The sequence below is a fragment of the Variibacter gotjawalensis genome (assembly GCF_002355335.1).
Lineage (GTDB): Bacteria > Pseudomonadota > Alphaproteobacteria > Rhizobiales > Xanthobacteraceae > Variibacter > Variibacter gotjawalensis.
Map to the genome: position 1 here is coordinate 2645832 of NZ_AP014946.1, position 18661 is coordinate 2664492.

Genomic DNA, 18661 nt, shown 5'->3' on the forward strand with positions numbered 1-18661 from the left:
CCCCCGTGTTCTATGAAGGCGGCAATGAACGAAACCGCGCCTTTGACCCCGGCGGCTATCGCCACCGCGACGCCGGTCGATCCGCCTGCATCCGAGTCCGAGAAATCGGCCTCGCGGCTGCGGCCGCTGGTCGAGCTGTGGCCCTTCGTCCGCCGCTATCCGGGCCGTATCGCGGCCGCCGGCGTGTCGCTGACGGCGGCGGCGATCGCGACGCTGGTGATCCCATTGGCGGTGCGCCGGATGATCGATTTCGGCTTCAAGGCCGAAGCCGCCAGCATGATCGACAGCTATTTCGTCGTGCTGATCGCGGTCGCGGCTGTGCTCGCGCTGGCCAGTGCGCTCCGCTACTACCTCGTCACCACACTAGGTGAGCTGGTCGTTGCCGATGTGCGCTCCCGCGTCTTCGCGCATATCACGAGCCTCTCGCCGGCCTTCTTCGACAAGACGCAGTCCGGCGAGGTGATCTCTCGCCTTACGGCCGATACGACGCAGATCAAATCGGCCGTCGGCGTTTCGGTCTCGATCGCGCTGCGCAACCTCGTGCTCTTCGCCGGCGCCGCCGGCGCGATGGTGTGGACCAGCCCGCGGCTTTCGCTGTTCGTGCTGGGCGCGATCCCCGTGATCGTGCTGCCGCTCGTCGCCTTCGGCCGCTCGGTGCGCCGCCGCTCGCGCGATGCGCAGGATACGCTCGCAGATGCATCCGCCTACGCGACGGAACTGATCGGCGGCGTCCGTACGCTGCAAGCCTTCACCTACGAGAAGGTCGCATCCACCCGTTTCTCCGCTGCCGTCGAACGCGCTTTCGAAGCGGCGCGTCAATCGACACTGTCGCGCGCGCTGCTCACCGCGATCGCGATCTTCCTCGTCTTCGCCAGCATCGTGCTCGTTCTCTGGATCGGCGCACAGGACGTGATGGCGGGTCGCATTTCGGCCGGCCGCCTGAGCCAATTCGTTCTTTATGCGGTCTTCGCGGCCGGAGCGCTCAGCGAGCTGAGCCAAGTGTGGACCGAACTCTCGCAGGCCTCGGGCGCCGCCGAGCGTTTGCTCGAACTCTTGCGCATTCAGCCTGCTATCGCGAAGCCCGCGAACCCGATCGCGCTGCCGGTGCCGGCGCGCGGCGAAGTCTCATTCGATAACGTCACCTTCGCGTATCCGACGCGCGCCGACGTCGACGTGCTCGATGGCCTGAGCTTCCGGCTCGCGCCGGGCGAGCGTGTCGCCCTCGTCGGCCCGTCCGGTGCCGGCAAGAGCACCGTCTTCCATCTGCTGCTGCGCTTCTACGATCCGCGCGGCGGGCGTGTGACCTTCGACGCCGTGCCGATCGAGCGAGCCGATCCTCAGGAGCTCCGCGAGCGCATCGCGCTGGTGCCGCAGGACGCCGTCGTGTTTGCCGGAACGATTGCCGAAAATATCGGCTTCGGCAGGCCGAACGCGACGGAAGCTGAAATTTCACGCGCGGCCGATCTCGCGCAGGTCACCGAATTTGCCAAGCGACTGCCTCAGGGGCTCGGAACGCCGATCGGCGAGCGCGGCGTCACGCTATCGGGCGGGCAGCGCCAGCGCGTCGCGATTGCCCGTGCGATCCTGCGCGATGCGCCGCTGCTGTTGCTCGACGAAGCGACCTCCGCGCTCGACGCGCAGAGCGAGACGCAGGTCCAGGCCGCGCTCAACGAACTGATGGTCGGCCGCTCGACGATTGTCATCGCGCATCGCCTCGCGACCGTGCTTTCGTGCGACCGCATCCTCGTCGTCGATCATGGCCGCGTGGTGGAGGAGGGGACGCACAGTTCTCTGATCGCCGCTGGCGGCCTCTATGCGCGGCTCGCTAAACTCCAGTTCGATCACTAAGCCGGCGCGTAACGCACCGAGCTTTGCTCGGGCATTGTCTCGCTCCGGCTGAGCGCTTCCAACAACCGCACCAGTGCCTTCACGTCGCTGGTCTGGCCATCGCCCAAGCGAAACAGCGTCACATCGCGCTGTGCCGCGACATTCGGTGATGACGCCGGCACGTCCACCCACGCTTCCGTAAACGTTTTGCGCAGGAAGGGTTCGTCGGTCGTGCCGTCGATCACGAAGACGACGCGTGCGAACGGGATGCGGTTGACGATCTCCCGGATCTCGAAGACGCAGCCCTGATGCTTCGGCGTGAAGCCGCGGAGATCCATCAGGATCACATCGGCGCGGCGCGCGAGCCGCGTCAGCACCATGCGCCACGCATTGTCGTGGCAGAAGAAGTCGCCGACGCGGTAACGCCCATCGAGGTCGAGGCGCTGCTCGACTTCGGAGAGACGGCGCTGAAACGATCGGTCGTCCGCGATGAAGCGGCGCGCAAGGCGGCCCGAGAGGAAGCCGAGGAACTCGTGCGGCTCGACAGTGGTCGACGCGAGGTCCGGCCCCGCGATCATGTGGATGCTGCCGCGATAGCGCCAGAGCCGCGAGACCTTGTTGAACAACCGGCTCGACCGGCGCCCGAGCGAGAAGACGCGCAGCAGGAGCAGATTCGGCACTTTCTCGGCAACGCCGTAGCGCGCACGCAGGAACAGGAACCCCGCCGCGATCGTCATGCGCCCGGCCGCGAAGGCGATGAACGGCGCAAAGAAATACTGCACGCCGCTGTGGATCATCGACGAAGCGTGGACGACCGAGAAGATGAGCCAGATCGAGTCGGCGATCATCGTTTGATCGCTGATGCGCCGATCGCGATACAGCTTGCCGACGAGCCGCATGACGAGCCAGCCCGCGATGCCGAGCAGCAACGCGCCGATCGCCATAACGCTGTAGTAGAGCTGAAGCCCGCCGAGGCCGATACTTGTCCCGAATTTCACGAAAGCCATCAGGCGCTCGGGGTTCTCGTAGAACAGCGCGTGGTTCGAGAGCAGGGCGCCCGCGACGGCGGCGAGCGTCAGGCCAAGCACGAGAGGCCCGACAGTGCGCACGCGCGGCAGCAGGAAGATCGTCGCGAGCACGAGCCCCGGCAGATTGAACAGAAAGAACAGCGTGAAGAACGCTGACCAATCCGCGCCTACCATCAGCTGAGGAATGTAGATTAGCGTCATCGCGACCGCGTAGATGAAAACGATCCCGCAGAGTTCCCGCCACGACACCGTGATGGTCACCGCGAGCGTCAGCACCAGCGGGAAGGCGAAGACGCCGATCAGCAGCGGCGTGCGGAAGCGGAAGATCTCCGTCGCCTGGCCGAGCGCCGCGAGGTAAAATAGCGTCAGCACCGCGCCGTAAACGATGCCGCCCGCGATATAGACGAGAGCGGCCCGCCGCCGCAGCGATTTAGCGGTCGATGGCGGCAGATCGAGCGACCACAGGTCGGTGGCAAAGCCGAGCGGCGCGAGCGGAGCCGACGGCGGCGGATCGTGCGGATCGGCCGGCGGCATCGCGCCTTCCGAATGCATCATCGAGCGCTTGACCGAACGCAGATAGATCCACTGCAAGAGGATCGAAAGAAAGAGCGCGATCGGCACCGCGATGAGAACGATCATCGCGACCTGTCCGCTCAACATGCCGCCCATGACCAGCCCCTTGAGACAACACCAGCGCCAGCCCCGGCGCAGGCTTTTGTCTTAAAAGGATTTTCGCGCGGCGTTCAAGTTGGGGTTGTGTGGTTTACCCTCGGCATTATTGAGCCGGCTTAGCCAAGAAACCGAGTTGTCATCCCGGACGGCGAGCTGCGCGCGAAGCGCGTGGCGAAGTCCCGGGATCTACGTATCCCTGAGCACGATTGGGGTATATGAATCCCGGCTCGCGTTCGGCTTGGCGCGCTACGCACGCCAACCTCACTTGGCCGGGATGACAGCTTGAGATCGCCGCGGAGCATCGTGCGCAATCGGGACAGCCAGCGACCCGGATTACGCGCGGCTGCGCCGCCGCTCCATCCGGGCTACTGGGCCTCGGTCAATGTGCGAGCGCCGCCAGCTCCTGCTGCTCAAGCACGGTCGGCCGTGCGCCGCGGAGGTAAAGCGCGCAGGTCGTCCGCAGCATCGAGGCAAAGTTCGGGATCTCGCCGTTGATCTCCAGCGCCTCGTCGTAAAGCTTCGAGATGAACTTCGGTGTCGACAGGCCCTGCGAGTGCGCGATCTCGTCCAGCAGAGCCCAGAACGTCGCTTCGAGCTGAATGCTCGTCGAATGTCCGCCGATTCTGATGGACCGGTTGATCGGACGGTAGCCCTCAGGGTCCTGGCTCGCAAACACCCTGCACATGTGGCGCCTCTCCCATTTGCGTCAGCCTCACTGCCGCAAATTCACAGTTTGGCTCTGCTTTAAGTTTCCGCCTAAAGCCGCGGCTCCGCAACAGGATATTGCTTGCGCGTAGCAACCGGCTGCCACCCATGCATGGATCGCGCACGCATAATTCTTCCCACAGAATAGACCGGGGAAGACATTGGCCAAGGCAGTTCACAGCATGATCCGCGTGCTCGACGAAGCACGCTCGGTTGATTTCTATCGCTCCGCATTCGCACTCGAGATTGTCGACCGGCTCGATTTCGAAACGTTCACGCTCGTTTATTTGAGCAACGCCGAAGCGAGTTTCGAACTCGAACTGACCATCAACAAGGATCGCAAGGAGCCGTACGCGTTAGGCGACGGCTACGGCCACATCGCCTTCGTCGTCGATAAGCTCGATGCCGAACACGCGCGCTTCGAAAAGGCCGGCTTCAATCCGCGCAAGGTCGTCGAGTTCAACAACGACGGCAAACTCGTCGCGCGTTTCTTCTTCGTTCAAGACCCCGACGGCTATCAGATCGAAGTGATCGAGCGCGGAGGTAGGTTCAAGTAATTCCGCCCACCAAGCGGGACACAAAAAAGAGCAGCGGCCACGGTGGTGGCACGCGAGCCGACGAGCCAGCAGCGGCACGTGAAGTGCCGCGCGAGCAAAGGAGGAAACGATGGTTACGGTCCTGGATCGAACGCAAAGAATGCGCGTCTCACGGCGCGATTTGTTACGCGGCGCGAGCGCTTTCGGTGCACTCGTCGCAGTCGGCGGAAACGTCGTCATCTCGTCGCGCGAAGCGTGGGCGGTGGAAGCGACGGCGCTGAAGCCGAGCACGGTCGCGACGCTCGTCCAGATGGCGCGCGATATTTATCCGCACGATCAGGTGCCGGACAAACACTACGCCATCGCCATCAAGGCGCAGGACGCGAAAGCCGCGAAGGACCCCAAGGTCAAAGCCTTGCTCGAGACGGGCGTCGCCGCGCTCGACAAGAAGGCCGGCAAGGGCGGTTACGCCAAGCTCGGCTGGGAAGAAGAGCGCGTGAAGCATCTGCAGGCGATCGAGAAGTCGCCGTTCTTCCAGGCGATCCGCGGCGACCTCGTTGTCTCGCTCTATAACCAAAAAGAGATCTGGCCGATCTTCGGCTACGAGGGCGAGTCCTACTCGAAGGGCGGCTACATCGCGCGCGGCTTCGACGACATCGAGTGGCTTTAAAGTTTTGGCTCGCCGCTCAACGCAGCGGCGCGCACGCTTCATACGAAATCAGCGCCTGCGGAGGAAACGCCATGGCTGCATCTTTTGACAAGAACGACGACAGCGTCGTCGTCATCATCGGTTCCGGTGCCGGCGGCGGCACGCTCGCGAACGAGCTCGCGCAGAAAGGCATCGGCGTCGTCGTGCTCGAAGCCGGCCCGCGCGTCGAATACACCGACTTCATCAACGACGAGTGGGACTCGTTCTCGCAGCTCGCCTGGGTCGACAAGCGGACGACGTCCGGCACCTGGCGCGTGTCGAAGGATTTCCCGAACCTTCCGGCCTGGATCGTCAAGGCGGTCGGCGGCACGACGACGCATTGGGCCGGCGCGTCGCTGCGCTTTCAGCCGCACGAATTCAAGACGCTCACGAATTACGGCAAGATCGCCGGCGCAAATCTTCTCGATTGGCCGATCACGCTGGCCGACCTCGAGCCGTATTACGCCAAGGCGGAAGACAAGATGGGCGTGACGCGGACCAACAACATCGCGGGGCTGCCGGCCAGCAACAATTTCAAGATCTTCAAGGCCGGTGCCGACAAGCTCGGCTACAAGGAATGTCACACCGGCAACATGGCGATCAATTCGGCCGAACGTGACGGCCGCAACGCCTGCCAGCAGACCGGCTTCTGCTTCCAGGGCTGCAAGTGGGGCGCGAAATGGTCGACGCTCTACACCGAGATTCCGAAAGGCGAAGCGACCGGCAAGCTCGAAGTCCGTCCCGACTCGCACGCGATCAAGATCGAGCATGACGCGAGCGGCAAAGTCACCGGCGTCGTCTATGCCGACAAGTCCGGCACAGTGCAGCGGCAGAAGGCGCGCATCGTCTGCGTCGCCGGCAATTCGATCGAAAGCCCGCGGCTCCTGCTCAACTCGGAGTCGTCGAAATATCCGAACGGCATGGCGAACTCGTCCGGTCAGGTCGGGAAAAACTACATGCGGCACACGACCGGCTCGGTCTACGCGCTGTTCGACAAGAAGGTGCACATGTATCGCGGCACCACGATGGCCGGCATCATCCGTGACGAGGCGAAGCACGATCCGAAGCGCGGCTTCGCGGGAGGCTACGAACTCGAAACACTCGCGCTCGGTTTGCCATTCATGGCGGCGTTCCTCAATCCGGGTGGATGGGGACGCAGCTTCACAACCGCGCTCGATCACTACGACAAGATGGCCGGCATGTGGATCGTCGGCGAAGACATGCCGCAGGAGAAGAACCGCATCGCGCTGTCCAAGAAGGAGAAGGACAAGTGGGGGATGCCGATCCCCGACGTCGCCTTCACGGATCACCCGAACGACACCGCGATGCGCGATCACGCTTACAAGCAGGGCATCGCGCTCTACGATGCGGTCGGCGCGACGCGGACTTTCCCGACGCCGCCATATCCGTCGACGCACAATCTCGGCACCAACCGCATGAGCGAGAAGGCGCGCGACGGCGTCGTCAACAAATTCGGCCAATCGCACGACATCAAGAATCTGTTCGTGTCGGACGGCAGCCAGTTCACGACCGGCGGCGCTGAGAACCCGACGCTGACGATCGTCACCCTCGCGATCCGCCAAGCCGACTACATCGCGAAGGAGATGGCCGCGAAGACGGTGTGAGGTTTCTACTTGCGGTTGGCTTGCCTGATGCCGGGGGCGGGCGTAGATTCCCGTTCTCGGTACAGGTCATGGCAAACAACGCACGCGACAAAAGCTCCGCCAGTCTGGCGCTCGACCGCGCTCTCGTTGACGAGGCACGCGGCCTCGAAATCGATGTGTCGCGCGCCGCCGAGTGGGGTATCGCGCGTGCGATCGCGGGCGCGAAAACGGTTCAGTGGAAAGCTGAGAACAAGAAGGCACTGGCAAGCTCGAACGAGTTTGTCGAAGCACACGGTTTGCCGCTGGCGGGCAAAGCGAAAACGAAGGGTCGATAGTTTCGAGGCCGTCATTCCGGGGCGCGCTAAGCGAAGCGTGCGCGAGCCCGGAATCCATAGTCCCTGCGCAAGCGATCAAGTACCGGGGTTATGGATCCCGGACAGCCGCGGCTCGCAACGCGCGCTTCGCGCGCGTCGAGCCATGCGGCTTCCGGGACGACGGCTGAGAGGTCGGAGACCAACCACCGAGTCCCGCTCGGAGAACGGGGTCTGTTTACCTAGCGCTCCGTCAGCTTCATCTCGATGCGGCGATTGCGGCGATAGGCGTCGTCGTTGGTCGCCGGATCGAGCGGCTGGAATTCGCCGAAGCCGGCGGCGACGAGGCGTTGCGGCGAGACACCGCGCGAGATCAGATACTGCACGACCGAGATCGCGCGCGACGCCGACAGCTCCCAGTTCGACGGGAACTGCGGGCTGGCGATCGGGCGCACGTCCGTGTGGCCGTCGATACGCATCACCCAAGCTATGTCCGCGGGGATTTCCTTCTCGAGCTGGAGCAGGGCGGTCGCGATCTTGTCGAGCTCGCCGCGGCCTTCTGTTTTTAAAGCCGCTTGACCGGCATCGAAGAATACCTCGGACTGGAACACGAAGCGGTCGCCGACGATGCGCACGTCCGGCCGGTTGGCGAGGATCTGCCGCAAACGCCCGAAGAATTCCGAGCGGAAGCGAGATAGCTCCTGGACTCGCTGCGCGAGCGCGACGTTGAGCCGCTGACCAAGGTCCGCGATGCGCGACTGCGCTTCCTTGTCCTTCTTCTCGGATGTCTCCAGCGCCTCTTCGAGTGCGGCAAGCTGGCGGCGCAGCGCGGCGATCTGCTGGTTGAGCAATTCGACTTGCGCCGCGACACGCGCGCCGATGCGCTTTTCGTTTTCGAGTTCACCGGCAAGCTGCGCGGCGCGCGCTTGGGCTGATCCGGCGCCTTGGCCGGCTGCATCCGCCTGTCCTTTGAGGCGGTCGCGGTCGGCTTCCGCCGTCGCGAGGTTCGCGCGCAGCGCCGCGATCATCTCTTCGAGGTTCGCGCGCTCGCCCTTTTCAAGCGCGAACAGCTCGGTGAGCTGCTGAAGTTGTGCATTAAGCCGCGCCAGCGCCGTGTCTTTGCCGGTGACTTCTTGGCTGAGATAAAACTGGATGACGACGAAGATTGACAGCAGGAAGATGACGCCGAGAACGAGCGTCGACAGGGCATCGACAAACCCCGGCCAGTAGTCGACCGTGCGTTCTCCGCGGCGTGCGCGCCCTAGCGCCATGCTGAGTTCCCTTTATCGCGGCGAAGCAAACTCAAACACCGCGGCCAATCTTGGGCCGATCGTCCTGCCGGGCGATCCGCTCCAGCACCGCCTTGATTTCGGAATTCTGATCCGCCTGCGAGTTCGCCCAATCGCGGATCATCTGCTGCTCGTTGCGCATATGACCGACGAGGCCTTGGATCGCTTCCGCGAGGTTCGCCATCGCGTTGGTTGCGGCTTTGCTGTTGCCGGTCTCGGCCGTCACGTCCTTGAGACGATCGAGGATCTGCCGCAGGTCGTCGTTCTTTGCCGCCGTCAAGCGCGCCGGCTCGGCGACCGACATGTCTTGCACGGTGGTCGAGAGCCAATCTTCGAGGTCCGTGTAGAAACGGTTCTGCGCCTGGCTCGTCTGCAGATCGAGAAAGCCGAGCACCAATGATCCGGCGAGTCCGAACAGCGAGGACGAAAACGAAATGCCCATGCCGGAGAGCGGGGCCGCTAGACCTTCCTTCAGCGACTCGAAGGTCGCGTTGGCGTCACCGCCGACTTTCAGCGTCTCGAGGAATTTGCCGACCGAACCGACCGTCTCGATCAGACCCCAGAAGGTACCAAGCAGACCGAGGAAGATCAGCAGGCCCGTCATGTAGCGAGAAAGGTCGCGCGCTTCGTCGAGGCGCGTCGCGATCGAGTCCAGGATCGAGCGCATCACCGGCGTCGAGATCGCCATGCGGCCCATACGGTCGCCGAGAATCGCCGACATCGGCGCGAGCAGCACCGGCGGGCGCTCCACCGAGATGCCGGGATCGGCGAGGCGGAAGCTGTTTACCCACGCGACTTCCGGGAACAGCCGGATAACCTGCCGGAACGAGAGCAGGATGCCGATGATCAGAACACCGAGGATCAACCCGTTGAGCCCCGGATTGGAGCGGAAGGCTGTCAGGATCTGTTGGTAAAGGACGACGCCGACGAGCCCGCACAGAATGAGGAACACCAGCATCCTCACCAGAAAGACGCGAGGCGAGGAGAGCTTGAAGGGGTCTAGGTCACGCGCCATGGCCACCTTGCGCTTTGAAAAAGCGGTTCTGTGCTGCGCCATTGCGGCGCCGGGAATCCGATAGCGCCTAGTTTAGCCAGAAACCGAGCACGGCCTGCAAGTTATCAACCGGCCGCGTTGGCTTTTTTCAGAGTGGCCAGAAGCTCTTTATGCAGCCCCTCGTTACCGGCGATAACGCTCTTGTGTTCGAAGAGGTTATCCTTGCCGTCGAGATCGGTGACGAAACCGCCGGCCTCGCGCACCAGAATCATCCCTGCCGCGACATCCCACGGCTGCACATTGCGCTCCCAGTAAAGGTCGAGCCGGCCGGCCGCGACCCAAGCAAGATCGAGCGCGGCGGCGCCGAAGCGGCGCAGACCCGAGACCTGTTCCTGCACGACGGCGAATTCCTTACGGAACTCCTCGAGGCCGCCACGACCGCGATGCGGCAGTCCGCAGGCGACGACGCAGTCCGTCAGCTTCTTGCGGCCCGCAACGCGCAGGCGATAGTCGTTGAGGAACGCGCCCTTGCCGCGCTCGGCGGTGAACAGCTCGTCGGTGATCGGATTGTAGACGACGCCGGCGACAACCGTGCCGTCGCGGACGAGGCCGATCGATATGGCAAATTGCGGAATGCCGTGGAGGAAGTTCGTCGTGCCGTCGAGCGGATCGACAACCCACATGTGGGTCTTGTCGTCGCCTTCGGTGAGACCGCCTTCTTCGCCCCAGAAGCCGTAGCCGGGACGCGACTTGCCGAGTTCCTTGCGCAGAATTTCTTCCGCGCGCGTGTCGGCCGCCGAGACGAAGTTCGCCGGACCCTTCAGCGAGACCTGCAGCTTCTCGACCTCGCCGAAATCGCGCTTGAGCGAGCGCGCGGCCTTGCGGGCTGCGTCGACCATGACGTTGAGAAGGGCAGAGCGAAGCATGAAATATCCGGACAGTAGCGGGAGAAGCGCATCTGCCCGGCTATCAGCCGGTGCGTCAAGTGCGCAGAAATGATTCAAGTTTAGCGTGCTTCAGGTTGCCCCAAACTCCGCTCATTCCCGCGAAAGCGGGAATCCAGCTTCACGCGCGGCAGCGCGTTGGCTTCACCTAGCATTTTTCACGCCCGCTGCCGCGGGCGGTCTGGATACCCGCGTTCGCGGGTATGAGTGGAAATCAACTTCTCCCGCGAATTCGCTAAGAGCGTGACGCGAGCGGGTCCTTCATCAGCGTCTCGGCCTGCTTTTCGCCGGCCGCGCGCTGCTCCGGCGTGATGCGCTGGAGATAGCTTTCGAGCCACATGTCATTCTGGCCGCGCGAACGCGCCAGGATGTGCCATTTGACGGCTTCGGAGGGGTTGGCTTCGACGCCGCGACCGGCCGCCAGCATGCGGGCGAGGCGGTTCTGCGCGATGGCGCTGCCGCTGCGCGCGGCCTTGAGCAGGAGTTGCGCGGCGCCGCGCTCGTCCTTCGCGGTGCCGTCGCCGTTGAACATCGCGATCGCGTATTCGACCGTCGCGTCCGTGAAGTCGCCGCGCGAAGCCTGCGCCAAGAGTGCGGCGGCACGCGAGCGATCGACCGTGACGCCGCGGCCTTCCTTGTAGAGCAAGGCGAGCGCGTATTGCGCTTCCGGGCTGCCGACATCGGCCGCGATCTGGAGCAACTCGGCTGCCCGCTTCGGGTCGCCCTGAACCTGCTGGCCTTCGAGGTAGAAGAGCGCGAGATCGTAAGCCGCGCCTGCATGGCCGAGCCGTGCGGCTTGCTCGTAGAGGCGCACGGCGCCGTCCGTATCCTTCGGTCCGCCGCGACCCGCGAGGCGCAACGTCGCGAGCGAATGCATCGCCTCGCGATCGCCCGCCGCGACCGCTTTCGTGTACCACATGACGGCTTTGTTATCGTCGCGCGGCACGCCGAGGCCGTTCTGATAAATCTCGCCGAGAAGCGTCATCGCTTTCGGATCGTTCTGCTCGGCGCGCTTCGTCGCTTCGTTGACGGCCGTGATGTACTGGCCGCGCTGATAGGCGCCGAACGCGACGTCGACGACCGGCGAGGTCGCGGCGCGGCTCGGCGTGACGCGCGGCGCAGCGCCAAAGCCTGCGCTCGTCGGCGGCTGCAGGCCGGGGCTTGCGAGTGGCGCAGCAGCGCCCGCAGGCGGCACGGCGGTGAGTGGTGCGGCCATCGGCGGAGGTGTTGTCGTCGCGACCGGTGGATTCTGATCGGCCGGGTCCACTTTCGCGCCGCGCGACGGCGTTGGCTTGGCGGCCTGCCTCGGTGCTGGCTTTGCGGGCTTCGGCGTTGCGGTTTCCGTAGCGGACCTTGGCGTCGCGGGCCTGGCCGCATTTGGCCGGGCTCGGCGAATTTGCTCAGTGCCGGGCGGCGCGGCAGGCGCGGCCGGTTGCTCGCTCTGCGCGCGGATTCCCGGCTTGATGACGCGAAGCTTTTCGGTGCCCGGCGGCGTCGGTGCCGATTCCGTTTGTGGCGACTGACCCGGCAACCAGAACTGCGCGGCAGCGGGCTGCGCGATGAAAGCCACGCCGGCGATCAGGGCAAACTTTGTCGTCGTGAGGATCTTCGTCATCAGACGGACTCCATCGCGGGCGTTGCGGCTGCGATCACGGTAGCGGCGTCGCGAATCGCAGCGGCAGGCCCGTCGGCATGATCCCAGATAAACGGCCCGAGCGCGATAAACTCCGGACCGGCGGCAGCGAGCGGCGCGACCGCTTCGGCGTTCGGCGCGTAAGCGACACAGGGAACCTCGAACACTTCGCTCCACCACGCGACGCGTTCGCAGGAAGCGTCCAGAGCAGGAACCTCACCGTTCAGGTCCGGTTCCCCGAACATCACATAGTCGGCGCCGTCTTCGGCTGCGCGCATCGCTTCATCGCGCGAGGCAAGCCCGCCGACGCCCGCGATGCGGGCGGGCTGCAGGCTCTGCTGAGCGGCCGCGAATTCGTCGTAGCTTGGCAGGTGCGCGCCATCGGCGCCGCCGCGCTGAGCGACCAGCGGTTTACCGTCGACCAACAGCGCCACCCCGGCCGCTTGAACAATGCCGGCCAAGGCTTTGACGATATTGGTGTCTGCGCGCTCGTCGGCCCCGCTGACGCGGAGCAGGACAGCCGCGACATCACCGGCCTTCAGCGCCGCCTCGAGTGGGCGCGTGAAAGCCGCCGCATCCTCCACCGTTGGTGTCACGAGATAGAGGCGCGGAGCAGGGCGTACATCTGCGTTCCGAGAAGCCATGGGCGATCTTTGGAATCCGTTTCAGGCGAAATGGCGGCATTTATGCTTAAGATGCGACGATAATCCGTCGCAAATGGCCGTCAACCGCCGTCGTATTCCGCCCAGCAGTCGGGCGTTTCATAAACGCGAACCGCGGAGAGCTGCGCGAGGGACGGCTTCGTCCGTTGCCAGATCCACACCGCGATATTCTCTGCGGTCGGATTTTCGAGGCCCCCGATCTCGTTGAGGCACTGGTGATCGATCTCGGCGATCAGCGGACCAACCACAGCCTCGATGTCGAAGAAATCGACGACAAAACCCGTATGCGGATCCGTCGCACCTTCGAGCTGGATCTCGATGCGGTACGAGTGTCCGTGCATGCGGTGGCAGCGGTGCGTGGCCGGAACGTTCGGCAGCCGGTGTGCTGCTTCGAACCGGAAGGCTTGTGAGATTTTCATCGGATTCCGAGATGCTTGTGCGTCTGCGCCGACAGCCGCCATTGCGGATGCTTAAGGCAATAAGCGATTGCGGCGCGCGTGTTTTCGATGACGTCCGGGCCGTCCATGGGCTGCAGGAGGAAGTTGGCGAAAGGCAAGTCGGCAAAGCGCTCCGGCGGCGCTTCGCGTTGCGGATAGACGAGCTTCAATTCATCGCCCGCCGTAATCGCGAGTTCGGTCGCGGCTTTCGGGCTCACGCACATCCAGTCGATCCCTTCGGGACGCGGCACCGTGCCGTTGGTCTCGACCGCGATCTCGAAGCCGCGCCGATGCAGCGCGGCGGTGAGTGCCTCGCTGACCTGAAGCAGCGGCTCGCCGCCCGTCAGCACGCAGAAGCGATTGCCGGATCCGCCCGTCCACTCGGCCTCGATCGCATCCGCGAGGGCATCAGCGTCGGCGTAGCGGCCGCCCTTGGTGCCGTCGGTCCCGACGAAATCCGTGTCGCAGAACGTGCACTCGGCGCTCGCGCGGTCCTGCTCGCGGCCGGACCAAAGATTACACCCGGCAAAACGGCAAAATACGGCCGCGCGGCCCGCATGCGTGCCTTCGCCTTGAAGCGTCAGGAATATCTCTTTAACGGCGAATTTCGCCATATCTCGCGCCTTTCGGGCGCGAGGGACACCATCGCGACCGCCAAGGCAAGTGCAAATTTCGGCGGGAACGCCGCATCATGGTAGGTCGGTAAAAAACCCGCCGTATCCCAAGGACCCCCCATGAACACAAGAAACGTCTCAGCGCTCGTGACCGGCGGCAGCGGCGCGATCGGCCGCGCCTTGATCGAGAAGCTGTCCGCAAACGGGACACATGTCGTCAATATCGACCGCGCGCCGCCATCGACGCCGCTGCCCGGCGAATTCGTCAAACTTGATCTCACCGACCTGACAGCGACGCAGAAAGTCATGGGGCAGGTGATGGGCGACTTCTCGGTCGGCTGGCTCGTCAACAATGCAGGCATCGCGACCCCCGCGACGCTCGAAGACACCACTTTGCAGGACCTCGACGATATCCTCTCGGTGAACTTGCGCGCCGCGTTGATTGCGACGCAGGCCGCCATCCCCGGCATGAAGGCCGCGCGGAAAGGGCGCATCGTCAACATCACGAGCCGGGCAGCTCTCGGCAAGGAATTGCGCACCGCTTACGCCGCTGCGAAAGCCGGCCTCATCGGCATGACGCGCACCTGGGCGCTCGAACTCGCGCCGCACGGCATCACGGTGAATGCGGTAGGGCCGGGGCCGATCGCGACGCCGCTGTTCAACTCGGCGAACCCGCCGGACTCGCCGCGCACGAAAGCGATCATCGAAGGCATCCCGGTCAAGCGCGTCGGCACGCCGGACGACATCGCGCATGCGGTCTCGTTCTTCCTCTCCGACGATGCCGGCTACATCACGGGCCAGACGCTGTTCGTCTGCGGCGGTCTGACCATCGGTACGGCACCGATCGGGGAGTGATCAGCTAACCGTTCGATGTCTCTGATACTGTGTCCGCTCCAGGTCCGGAACGTATCGCAAGGGCACGAAGCCGGCTTTCTCCAGAACGCGTCGAGATGGCGCGTTCTCCGCGCGCGCGAATGCATTGACGAGGGGTAGTTGGAAGTCTTCGTCGGCGAGCGTCAGCGCCGCTGCAACCAGTTCGCTGGCATAGCCTTGCCCCCAGGCAGACGGGTGAAACCAATAAGCAACTTCGACGCCCCAGCCTTTGTCGAATGGATCGTTGAGAAGCCCGCCTAATCCTATGATGCGTCGAGCTTGCTTGGACTCGATCGTCCATGGCGTGAATCCATCGATCCGTCTTTGCCAATCATACGCCGCGATGCGTTGGCGGCAGGCTTTGAGCGAAACATCGACGTGCGTGTGGCGCATCGCCTCCGGATCGCCGAGGAACGAGAACAACTCTGGCGCGTCGGATATCCTGGTTCGTCTCAAAATCAGGCGGTCGGTTTCATGCTCCATGCATGGAGGATATCGACAGGGGCAAAATCGGAGCAATAAAAGAAGCCGCCGGCTCATCACCGGCGGCTTTCGTGTTTCGACGCGAAAGGTCTAGTGCACCTTCGGCTTCAACTCGCCCTTCGCGTAGCGCTTCGCCATGTCGGCGAGGGTGAGCACCTTCTTGATCTTCGAAGCCTGGCCGGCGGTGTTGAACTCCTGCAGACGCTGTTTGCAGAGCTTCGACATCGCGTCCATCGCGGGCTTGAGATACTTGCGCGGATCGAACTCGCTCGGGTTCTCCGAGAACACTTTGCGGATCTGGCCCGTCATCGCCATGCGGTTGTCGGTGTCGATGTTGATCTTGCGCACGCCGTTCTTGATGCCGCGCTGAATCTCTTCGACCGGCACGCCCCACGTCGGCTTCATCTGGCCGCCGAACTGGTTGATGATGTCCTGCAGATCCTGCGGCACCGACGACGAGCCGTGCATCACGAGATGGGTGTTCGGCAGCTTGCGGTGGATCTCTTCGATCACGTTCATCGCGAGCACTTTGCCGTCCGGCTTGCGCGAGAACTTGTAGGCGCCGTGCGAGGTGCCCATCGCGATCGCGAGCGCGTCGACTTCGGTTTCGGTGACGAACTTCACGGCTTCGTCCGGATCGGTCAGCAGCTGGTCATGGCTGAGCGTACCTTCCGCGCCGTGGCCGTCTTCCTTCTCGCCCATGCCGGTTTCGAGCGAGCCGAGCACGCCGAGTTCGCCTTCGACCGAGATGCCGCCGAGATGCGACATCTCGGTGACCTTCTTGGTGACGCCGACGTTGTAGTCCCAATCGCCGGGCGTCTTGCCGTCGGCTTTCAGCGAGCCGTCCATCATCACCGACGTGAAGCCGGCCTGGATCGCCGTCATGCAGGTCGCCGGCTCGTTGCCGTGGTCGAGATGCACGCAGACCGGGATGTGCGGATAGATTTCCGTGACGGCATCCATCATGTGGCGCAGCATGACGTCGTTGGCGTAGGAGCGGGCACCGCGCGACGCCTGAATGATCACCGGCGCATCGACCGAATTGGCGGCCTCCATGATGGCCAGAGCCTGCTCCATGTTGTTGATGTTGAAGGCAGGGACGCCGTAGTCGTTCTCGGCGGCGTGATCGAGCAGTTGACGAAGCGTGATGCGGGCCATTGGGTCTCCGGGGCGGTTCTATTTCTTGCTGCCCCCTTGCTAGGCTAACCGGCCGAATCTCGCAAGAAGGCCGCAGTCTCCGGATCGGCCGGGAAGAAGCTTTCGATCGCGATTTCGGAGAGCGTAATATCGAGCGCCGTACCGAACACCGACAGCGTGGAGATCAGGGTTAAGTTTGTATCTCCGACCCTGAGCCGCAGCGGATGCGCGATCATCGCGGCATCCGGGTGAATCGGGATCGACGTGCGCGGTCCCGATGGGTAACCCAGCAGCTCCTTTTCGAGCGCGACCAGCTTTGGATCGGCGGATGCTTCATATTGACGCTTCAGGCGCAGCAGCAGGTGATCGCGATATTCGCGAAGATTCATCACAATCGGCGCGAGGCCGCGCGGATGTAGGCAGAGCCGCATCACGTTGATCGGCTCGGTTAGCAGCGACGGCTCCTGCACGAGGCCGAGAAATGGGCCGATCGCTGCATTGGCCTCGATGAGGTTCCAGCGCCCGTCGACCGCGAAGGCTGGGTTCGGCTCGTGGCTCTTAAGCACCTGGCGCACCGCCGCCATCGCGGGCGCGAGGGCAGGATCGCCGAGCTTGCGTTCGGCGAACTGCGGAGCGAAGCCGGCGGCCATGAGCAGCTCGTTCTGTTGGCGAAGAGGGATACTGAGATTTTCGGCGAGGCGCAGCACCATGTCGCGCGACGGCGCTGCGCGGCCGCTTTCGACGAAGCTCAGGTGACGCTGCGAGATTTCGGCCTCGGTCGCGAGGTCGAGCTGGCTCATGCGCCGCTTCGTGCGCCACTCGCGGAGGAGCGCGCCGATCGGGGAGGAGGCTTGGGCAAGAGTGTTCATGCCGCCCACGATACGTGCCTCGCGGGCGCCGGGCTATTACCTGCGACGTAATGCGCGTGTAGCCCGGATGAGGGAGGCGTAGCCGACCGATATCCGAGATGCGGCCGATCCCGGATGTCGCGGCTTGCTACGCTCGCCGCTCATCCGGGCTACAGAAGATTACTTCCGCAGGGCCTCGACGCCCGGCAGCGGCTTGCCTTCCATCCATTCGAGGAAGGCGCCGCCCGCCGTCGAGATGTAGGTGAAGTCGTCGGCGACATGCGCGTGATTGAGCGCCGCGACCGTGTCGCCGCCGCCCGCGACAGTCACCAGCTTGCCGGACTTCGTCAGCTCCGCAGCCGCATGCGCGACCATCACGGTGCCGGTATCGAACGGCTGGATCTCGAACGCGCCGAACGGCCCGTTCCAGACCAGCGTCTTCATCTTCGACAGATGCGAGATCACGTCGGCGCCGGACAGCGCGCCGATGTCGAGCATCATCTCGTCGGCTTCGATTTCTTTCACCGAAGACGCGCGCGTCGGCGTTTCGGCCTTGAATTCCTTCGCCATCACGCCGTCGACCGGCAGGACGATCTCGCAGCCCTTGGCCTTCGCTTTCGCGATGATCTCGCGCGCCGTATCGGCGAGATCGTGCTCGCAGAGCGACTTACCGACATTGATGCCTTGCGCGGCAAGGAACGTGTTGGCCATGCCACCGCCGATGATCAGCGCATCGACCTTCTCGATGAGATTGCCGAGAAGGTCGAGCTTCGTCGACACCTTTGCTCCGCCGACGATCGCGGCGACCGGACGCTGCGGTTGCCCAAGCGCCGCATCGAGCGCTTCGAGTTCGGCCTGCATCGTGCGGCCCGCATAGGCCGGCAGTTTGTGCGCGAGGCCTTCCGTCGAAGCGTGCGCACGATGCGCCGCCGAGAAGGCGTCGTTGACGTAAAGGTCGCCGAGCTTCGCAAGCTTCTCGACGAAAGCCGGATCGTTCTTTTCTTCCTCAGTGTAGAAGCGCGTGTTCTCGAGGCACAGGACATCGCCGTCCTTCAGCGCGCCGACGGCTTTCTCGGCCGTCTCGCCGATGCAGTCGTCGGCGAACTTCACCTCGCGGCGCAGAACCTCGCCGAGCGCGGCCGCAACCGGCTTCAGCGAGTTCTTGTCGTCGCGTCCCTTCGGTCGCCCGAAGTGGGCCAGCAGGATCACCTTCGCACCCTTGCCGGAAAGCTCGGCGATGCCGGGCGCGATGCGATCGAGGCGCGTCGCGTCGGTCACCTTGCCGTTTTCCATCGGGACGTTGAGGTCGACGCGAATGAGAACGCGTTTTCCCTTCACGTCGGCGTCGTCGAGAGTGCGAAACTTACCTGCCATCG

At 64.0% G+C, this 18661-nt stretch carries 19 protein-coding genes; 6 read left to right on the forward strand and 13 right to left on the reverse strand.

The genetic code is table 11. The features are described from left to right. The first annotated feature begins 12 nt into the window (after positions 1-12). Entirely contained in the window at positions 13-1848 is a 1836-nt protein-coding gene (locus GJW30_RS12820; RefSeq protein ID WP_430727075.1) for an ABC transporter transmembrane domain-containing protein, read from the forward strand. On the opposite strand, the gene GJW30_RS12825 is transcribed toward GJW30_RS12820, so the two are convergent. Further along, positions 1845-3524: a hypothetical protein gene (locus tag GJW30_RS12825; RefSeq protein WP_096355919.1), complete on the reverse strand. Its 1680-nt coding sequence runs from the start codon at positions 3522-3524 to the stop codon at positions 1845-1847. The genes GJW30_RS12820 and GJW30_RS12825 overlap by 4 nt on opposite strands. A 382-nt stretch (positions 3525-3906) precedes the next feature. Next, positions 3907-4212, reverse strand: coding sequence for a ribbon-helix-helix domain-containing protein (locus GJW30_RS12830; RefSeq protein WP_096355921.1), 306 nt, complete (start codon positions 4210-4212; stop codon positions 3907-3909). 181 nt (positions 4213-4393) lie between these two features. Here GJW30_RS12830 and GJW30_RS12835 point away from each other — a divergent pair, with 181 nt between their 5' ends. The 4 genes from GJW30_RS12835 to GJW30_RS12850 all read left to right on the forward strand — a co-directional run bounded on the left by GJW30_RS12835 (position 4394) and on the right by GJW30_RS12850 (position 7395). Then, positions 4394-4789: a VOC family protein gene (locus tag GJW30_RS12835; protein WP_096355923.1), complete on the forward strand. Its 396-nt coding sequence runs from the start codon at positions 4394-4396 to the stop codon at positions 4787-4789. A gap of 109 nt (positions 4790-4898) precedes the next feature. Then, entirely contained in the window at positions 4899-5438 is a 540-nt protein-coding gene (locus GJW30_RS12840) for a twin-arginine translocation signal domain-containing protein (protein ID WP_096355925.1), read from the forward strand. Between the two features lie 71 nt (positions 5439-5509). Continuing rightward, positions 5510-7081, forward strand: coding sequence for a GMC family oxidoreductase (locus GJW30_RS12845; protein WP_096355927.1), 1572 nt, complete (start codon positions 5510-5512; stop codon positions 7079-7081). Positions 7082-7149: 68 nt separating this feature from the next. Next, positions 7150-7395, forward strand: coding sequence for a type II toxin-antitoxin system CcdA family antitoxin (locus tag GJW30_RS12850; RefSeq protein WP_096355929.1), 246 nt, complete (start codon positions 7150-7152; stop codon positions 7393-7395). 218 nt (positions 7396-7613) lie between these two features. On the opposite strand, the gene GJW30_RS12855 is transcribed toward GJW30_RS12850, so the two are convergent. From GJW30_RS12855 to queE, 7 genes are all read right to left on the reverse strand, one after another. Then, positions 7614-8642, reverse strand: coding sequence for a peptidoglycan -binding protein (locus GJW30_RS12855; RefSeq protein WP_096355931.1), 1029 nt, complete (start codon positions 8640-8642; stop codon positions 7614-7616). A 31-nt stretch (positions 8643-8673) separates the two neighbouring features. Further along, the gene (locus GJW30_RS12860) at positions 8674-9675 is read right to left on the reverse strand and encodes a flagellar motor protein MotA (protein WP_096355933.1); all 1002 of its coding nucleotides are present in this window, start codon (positions 9673-9675) and stop codon (positions 8674-8676) included. Between the two features lie 104 nt (positions 9676-9779). Next, complete coding sequence (locus tag GJW30_RS12865) at positions 9780-10580, reverse strand: inositol monophosphatase family protein (RefSeq protein WP_096355935.1); 801 nt, start codon at positions 10578-10580, stop codon at positions 9780-9782. Between the two features lie 253 nt (positions 10581-10833). Beyond that, positions 10834-12213 carry an SEL1-like repeat protein gene (locus GJW30_RS12870; protein ID WP_096355937.1) on the reverse strand — a complete coding sequence of 460 codons (1380 nt, stop codon included), beginning with the start codon at positions 12211-12213 and terminating at the stop codon, positions 10834-10836. Then, positions 12213-12875, reverse strand: a complete 663-nt coding sequence (locus GJW30_RS12875; RefSeq protein ID WP_096355939.1) for a thiamine phosphate synthase — start codon at positions 12873-12875, stop codon at positions 12213-12215. The genes GJW30_RS12870 and GJW30_RS12875 overlap by 1 nt, the downstream gene beginning before the upstream one ends. 80 nt (positions 12876-12955) lie before the next feature. Continuing rightward, positions 12956-13312, reverse strand: a complete 357-nt coding sequence (gene queD, locus GJW30_RS12880) for a 6-carboxytetrahydropterin synthase QueD (protein WP_096355941.1) — start codon at positions 13310-13312, stop codon at positions 12956-12958. Then, complete coding sequence (gene queE / locus GJW30_RS12885) at positions 13309-13944, reverse strand: 7-carboxy-7-deazaguanine synthase (RefSeq protein WP_096355943.1); 636 nt, start codon at positions 13942-13944, stop codon at positions 13309-13311. Before queE ends, queD begins: the two co-directional genes overlap by 4 nt. A gap of 120 nt (positions 13945-14064) precedes the next feature. On the opposite strand from queE, the gene GJW30_RS12890 reads away from it, so the two are divergent. Then, positions 14065-14799 carry an SDR family oxidoreductase gene (locus GJW30_RS12890; RefSeq protein WP_096355945.1) on the forward strand — a complete coding sequence of 245 codons (735 nt, stop codon included), beginning with the start codon at positions 14065-14067 and terminating at the stop codon, positions 14797-14799. On the opposite strand, the gene GJW30_RS12895 is transcribed toward GJW30_RS12890, so the two are convergent. From GJW30_RS12895 to GJW30_RS12910, 4 genes are all read right to left on the reverse strand, one after another. Beyond that, entirely contained in the window at positions 14800-15300 is a 501-nt protein-coding gene (locus GJW30_RS12895) for a GNAT family N-acetyltransferase (RefSeq protein WP_096355947.1), read from the reverse strand. 90 nt (positions 15301-15390) lie between these two features. Then, complete coding sequence (gene fba, locus GJW30_RS12900) at positions 15391-16458, reverse strand: class II fructose-bisphosphate aldolase (protein WP_096355949.1); 1068 nt, start codon at positions 16456-16458, stop codon at positions 15391-15393. A 44-nt stretch (positions 16459-16502) separates the two neighbouring features. After that, complete coding sequence (locus tag GJW30_RS12905; protein ID WP_096355951.1) at positions 16503-17306, reverse strand: helix-turn-helix domain-containing protein; 804 nt, start codon at positions 17304-17306, stop codon at positions 16503-16505. Between the two features lie 159 nt (positions 17307-17465). Continuing rightward, entirely contained in the window at positions 17466-18659 is a 1194-nt protein-coding gene (locus GJW30_RS12910) for a phosphoglycerate kinase (RefSeq protein WP_096355953.1), read from the reverse strand. Positions 18660-18661 lie beyond the last annotated feature (2 nt).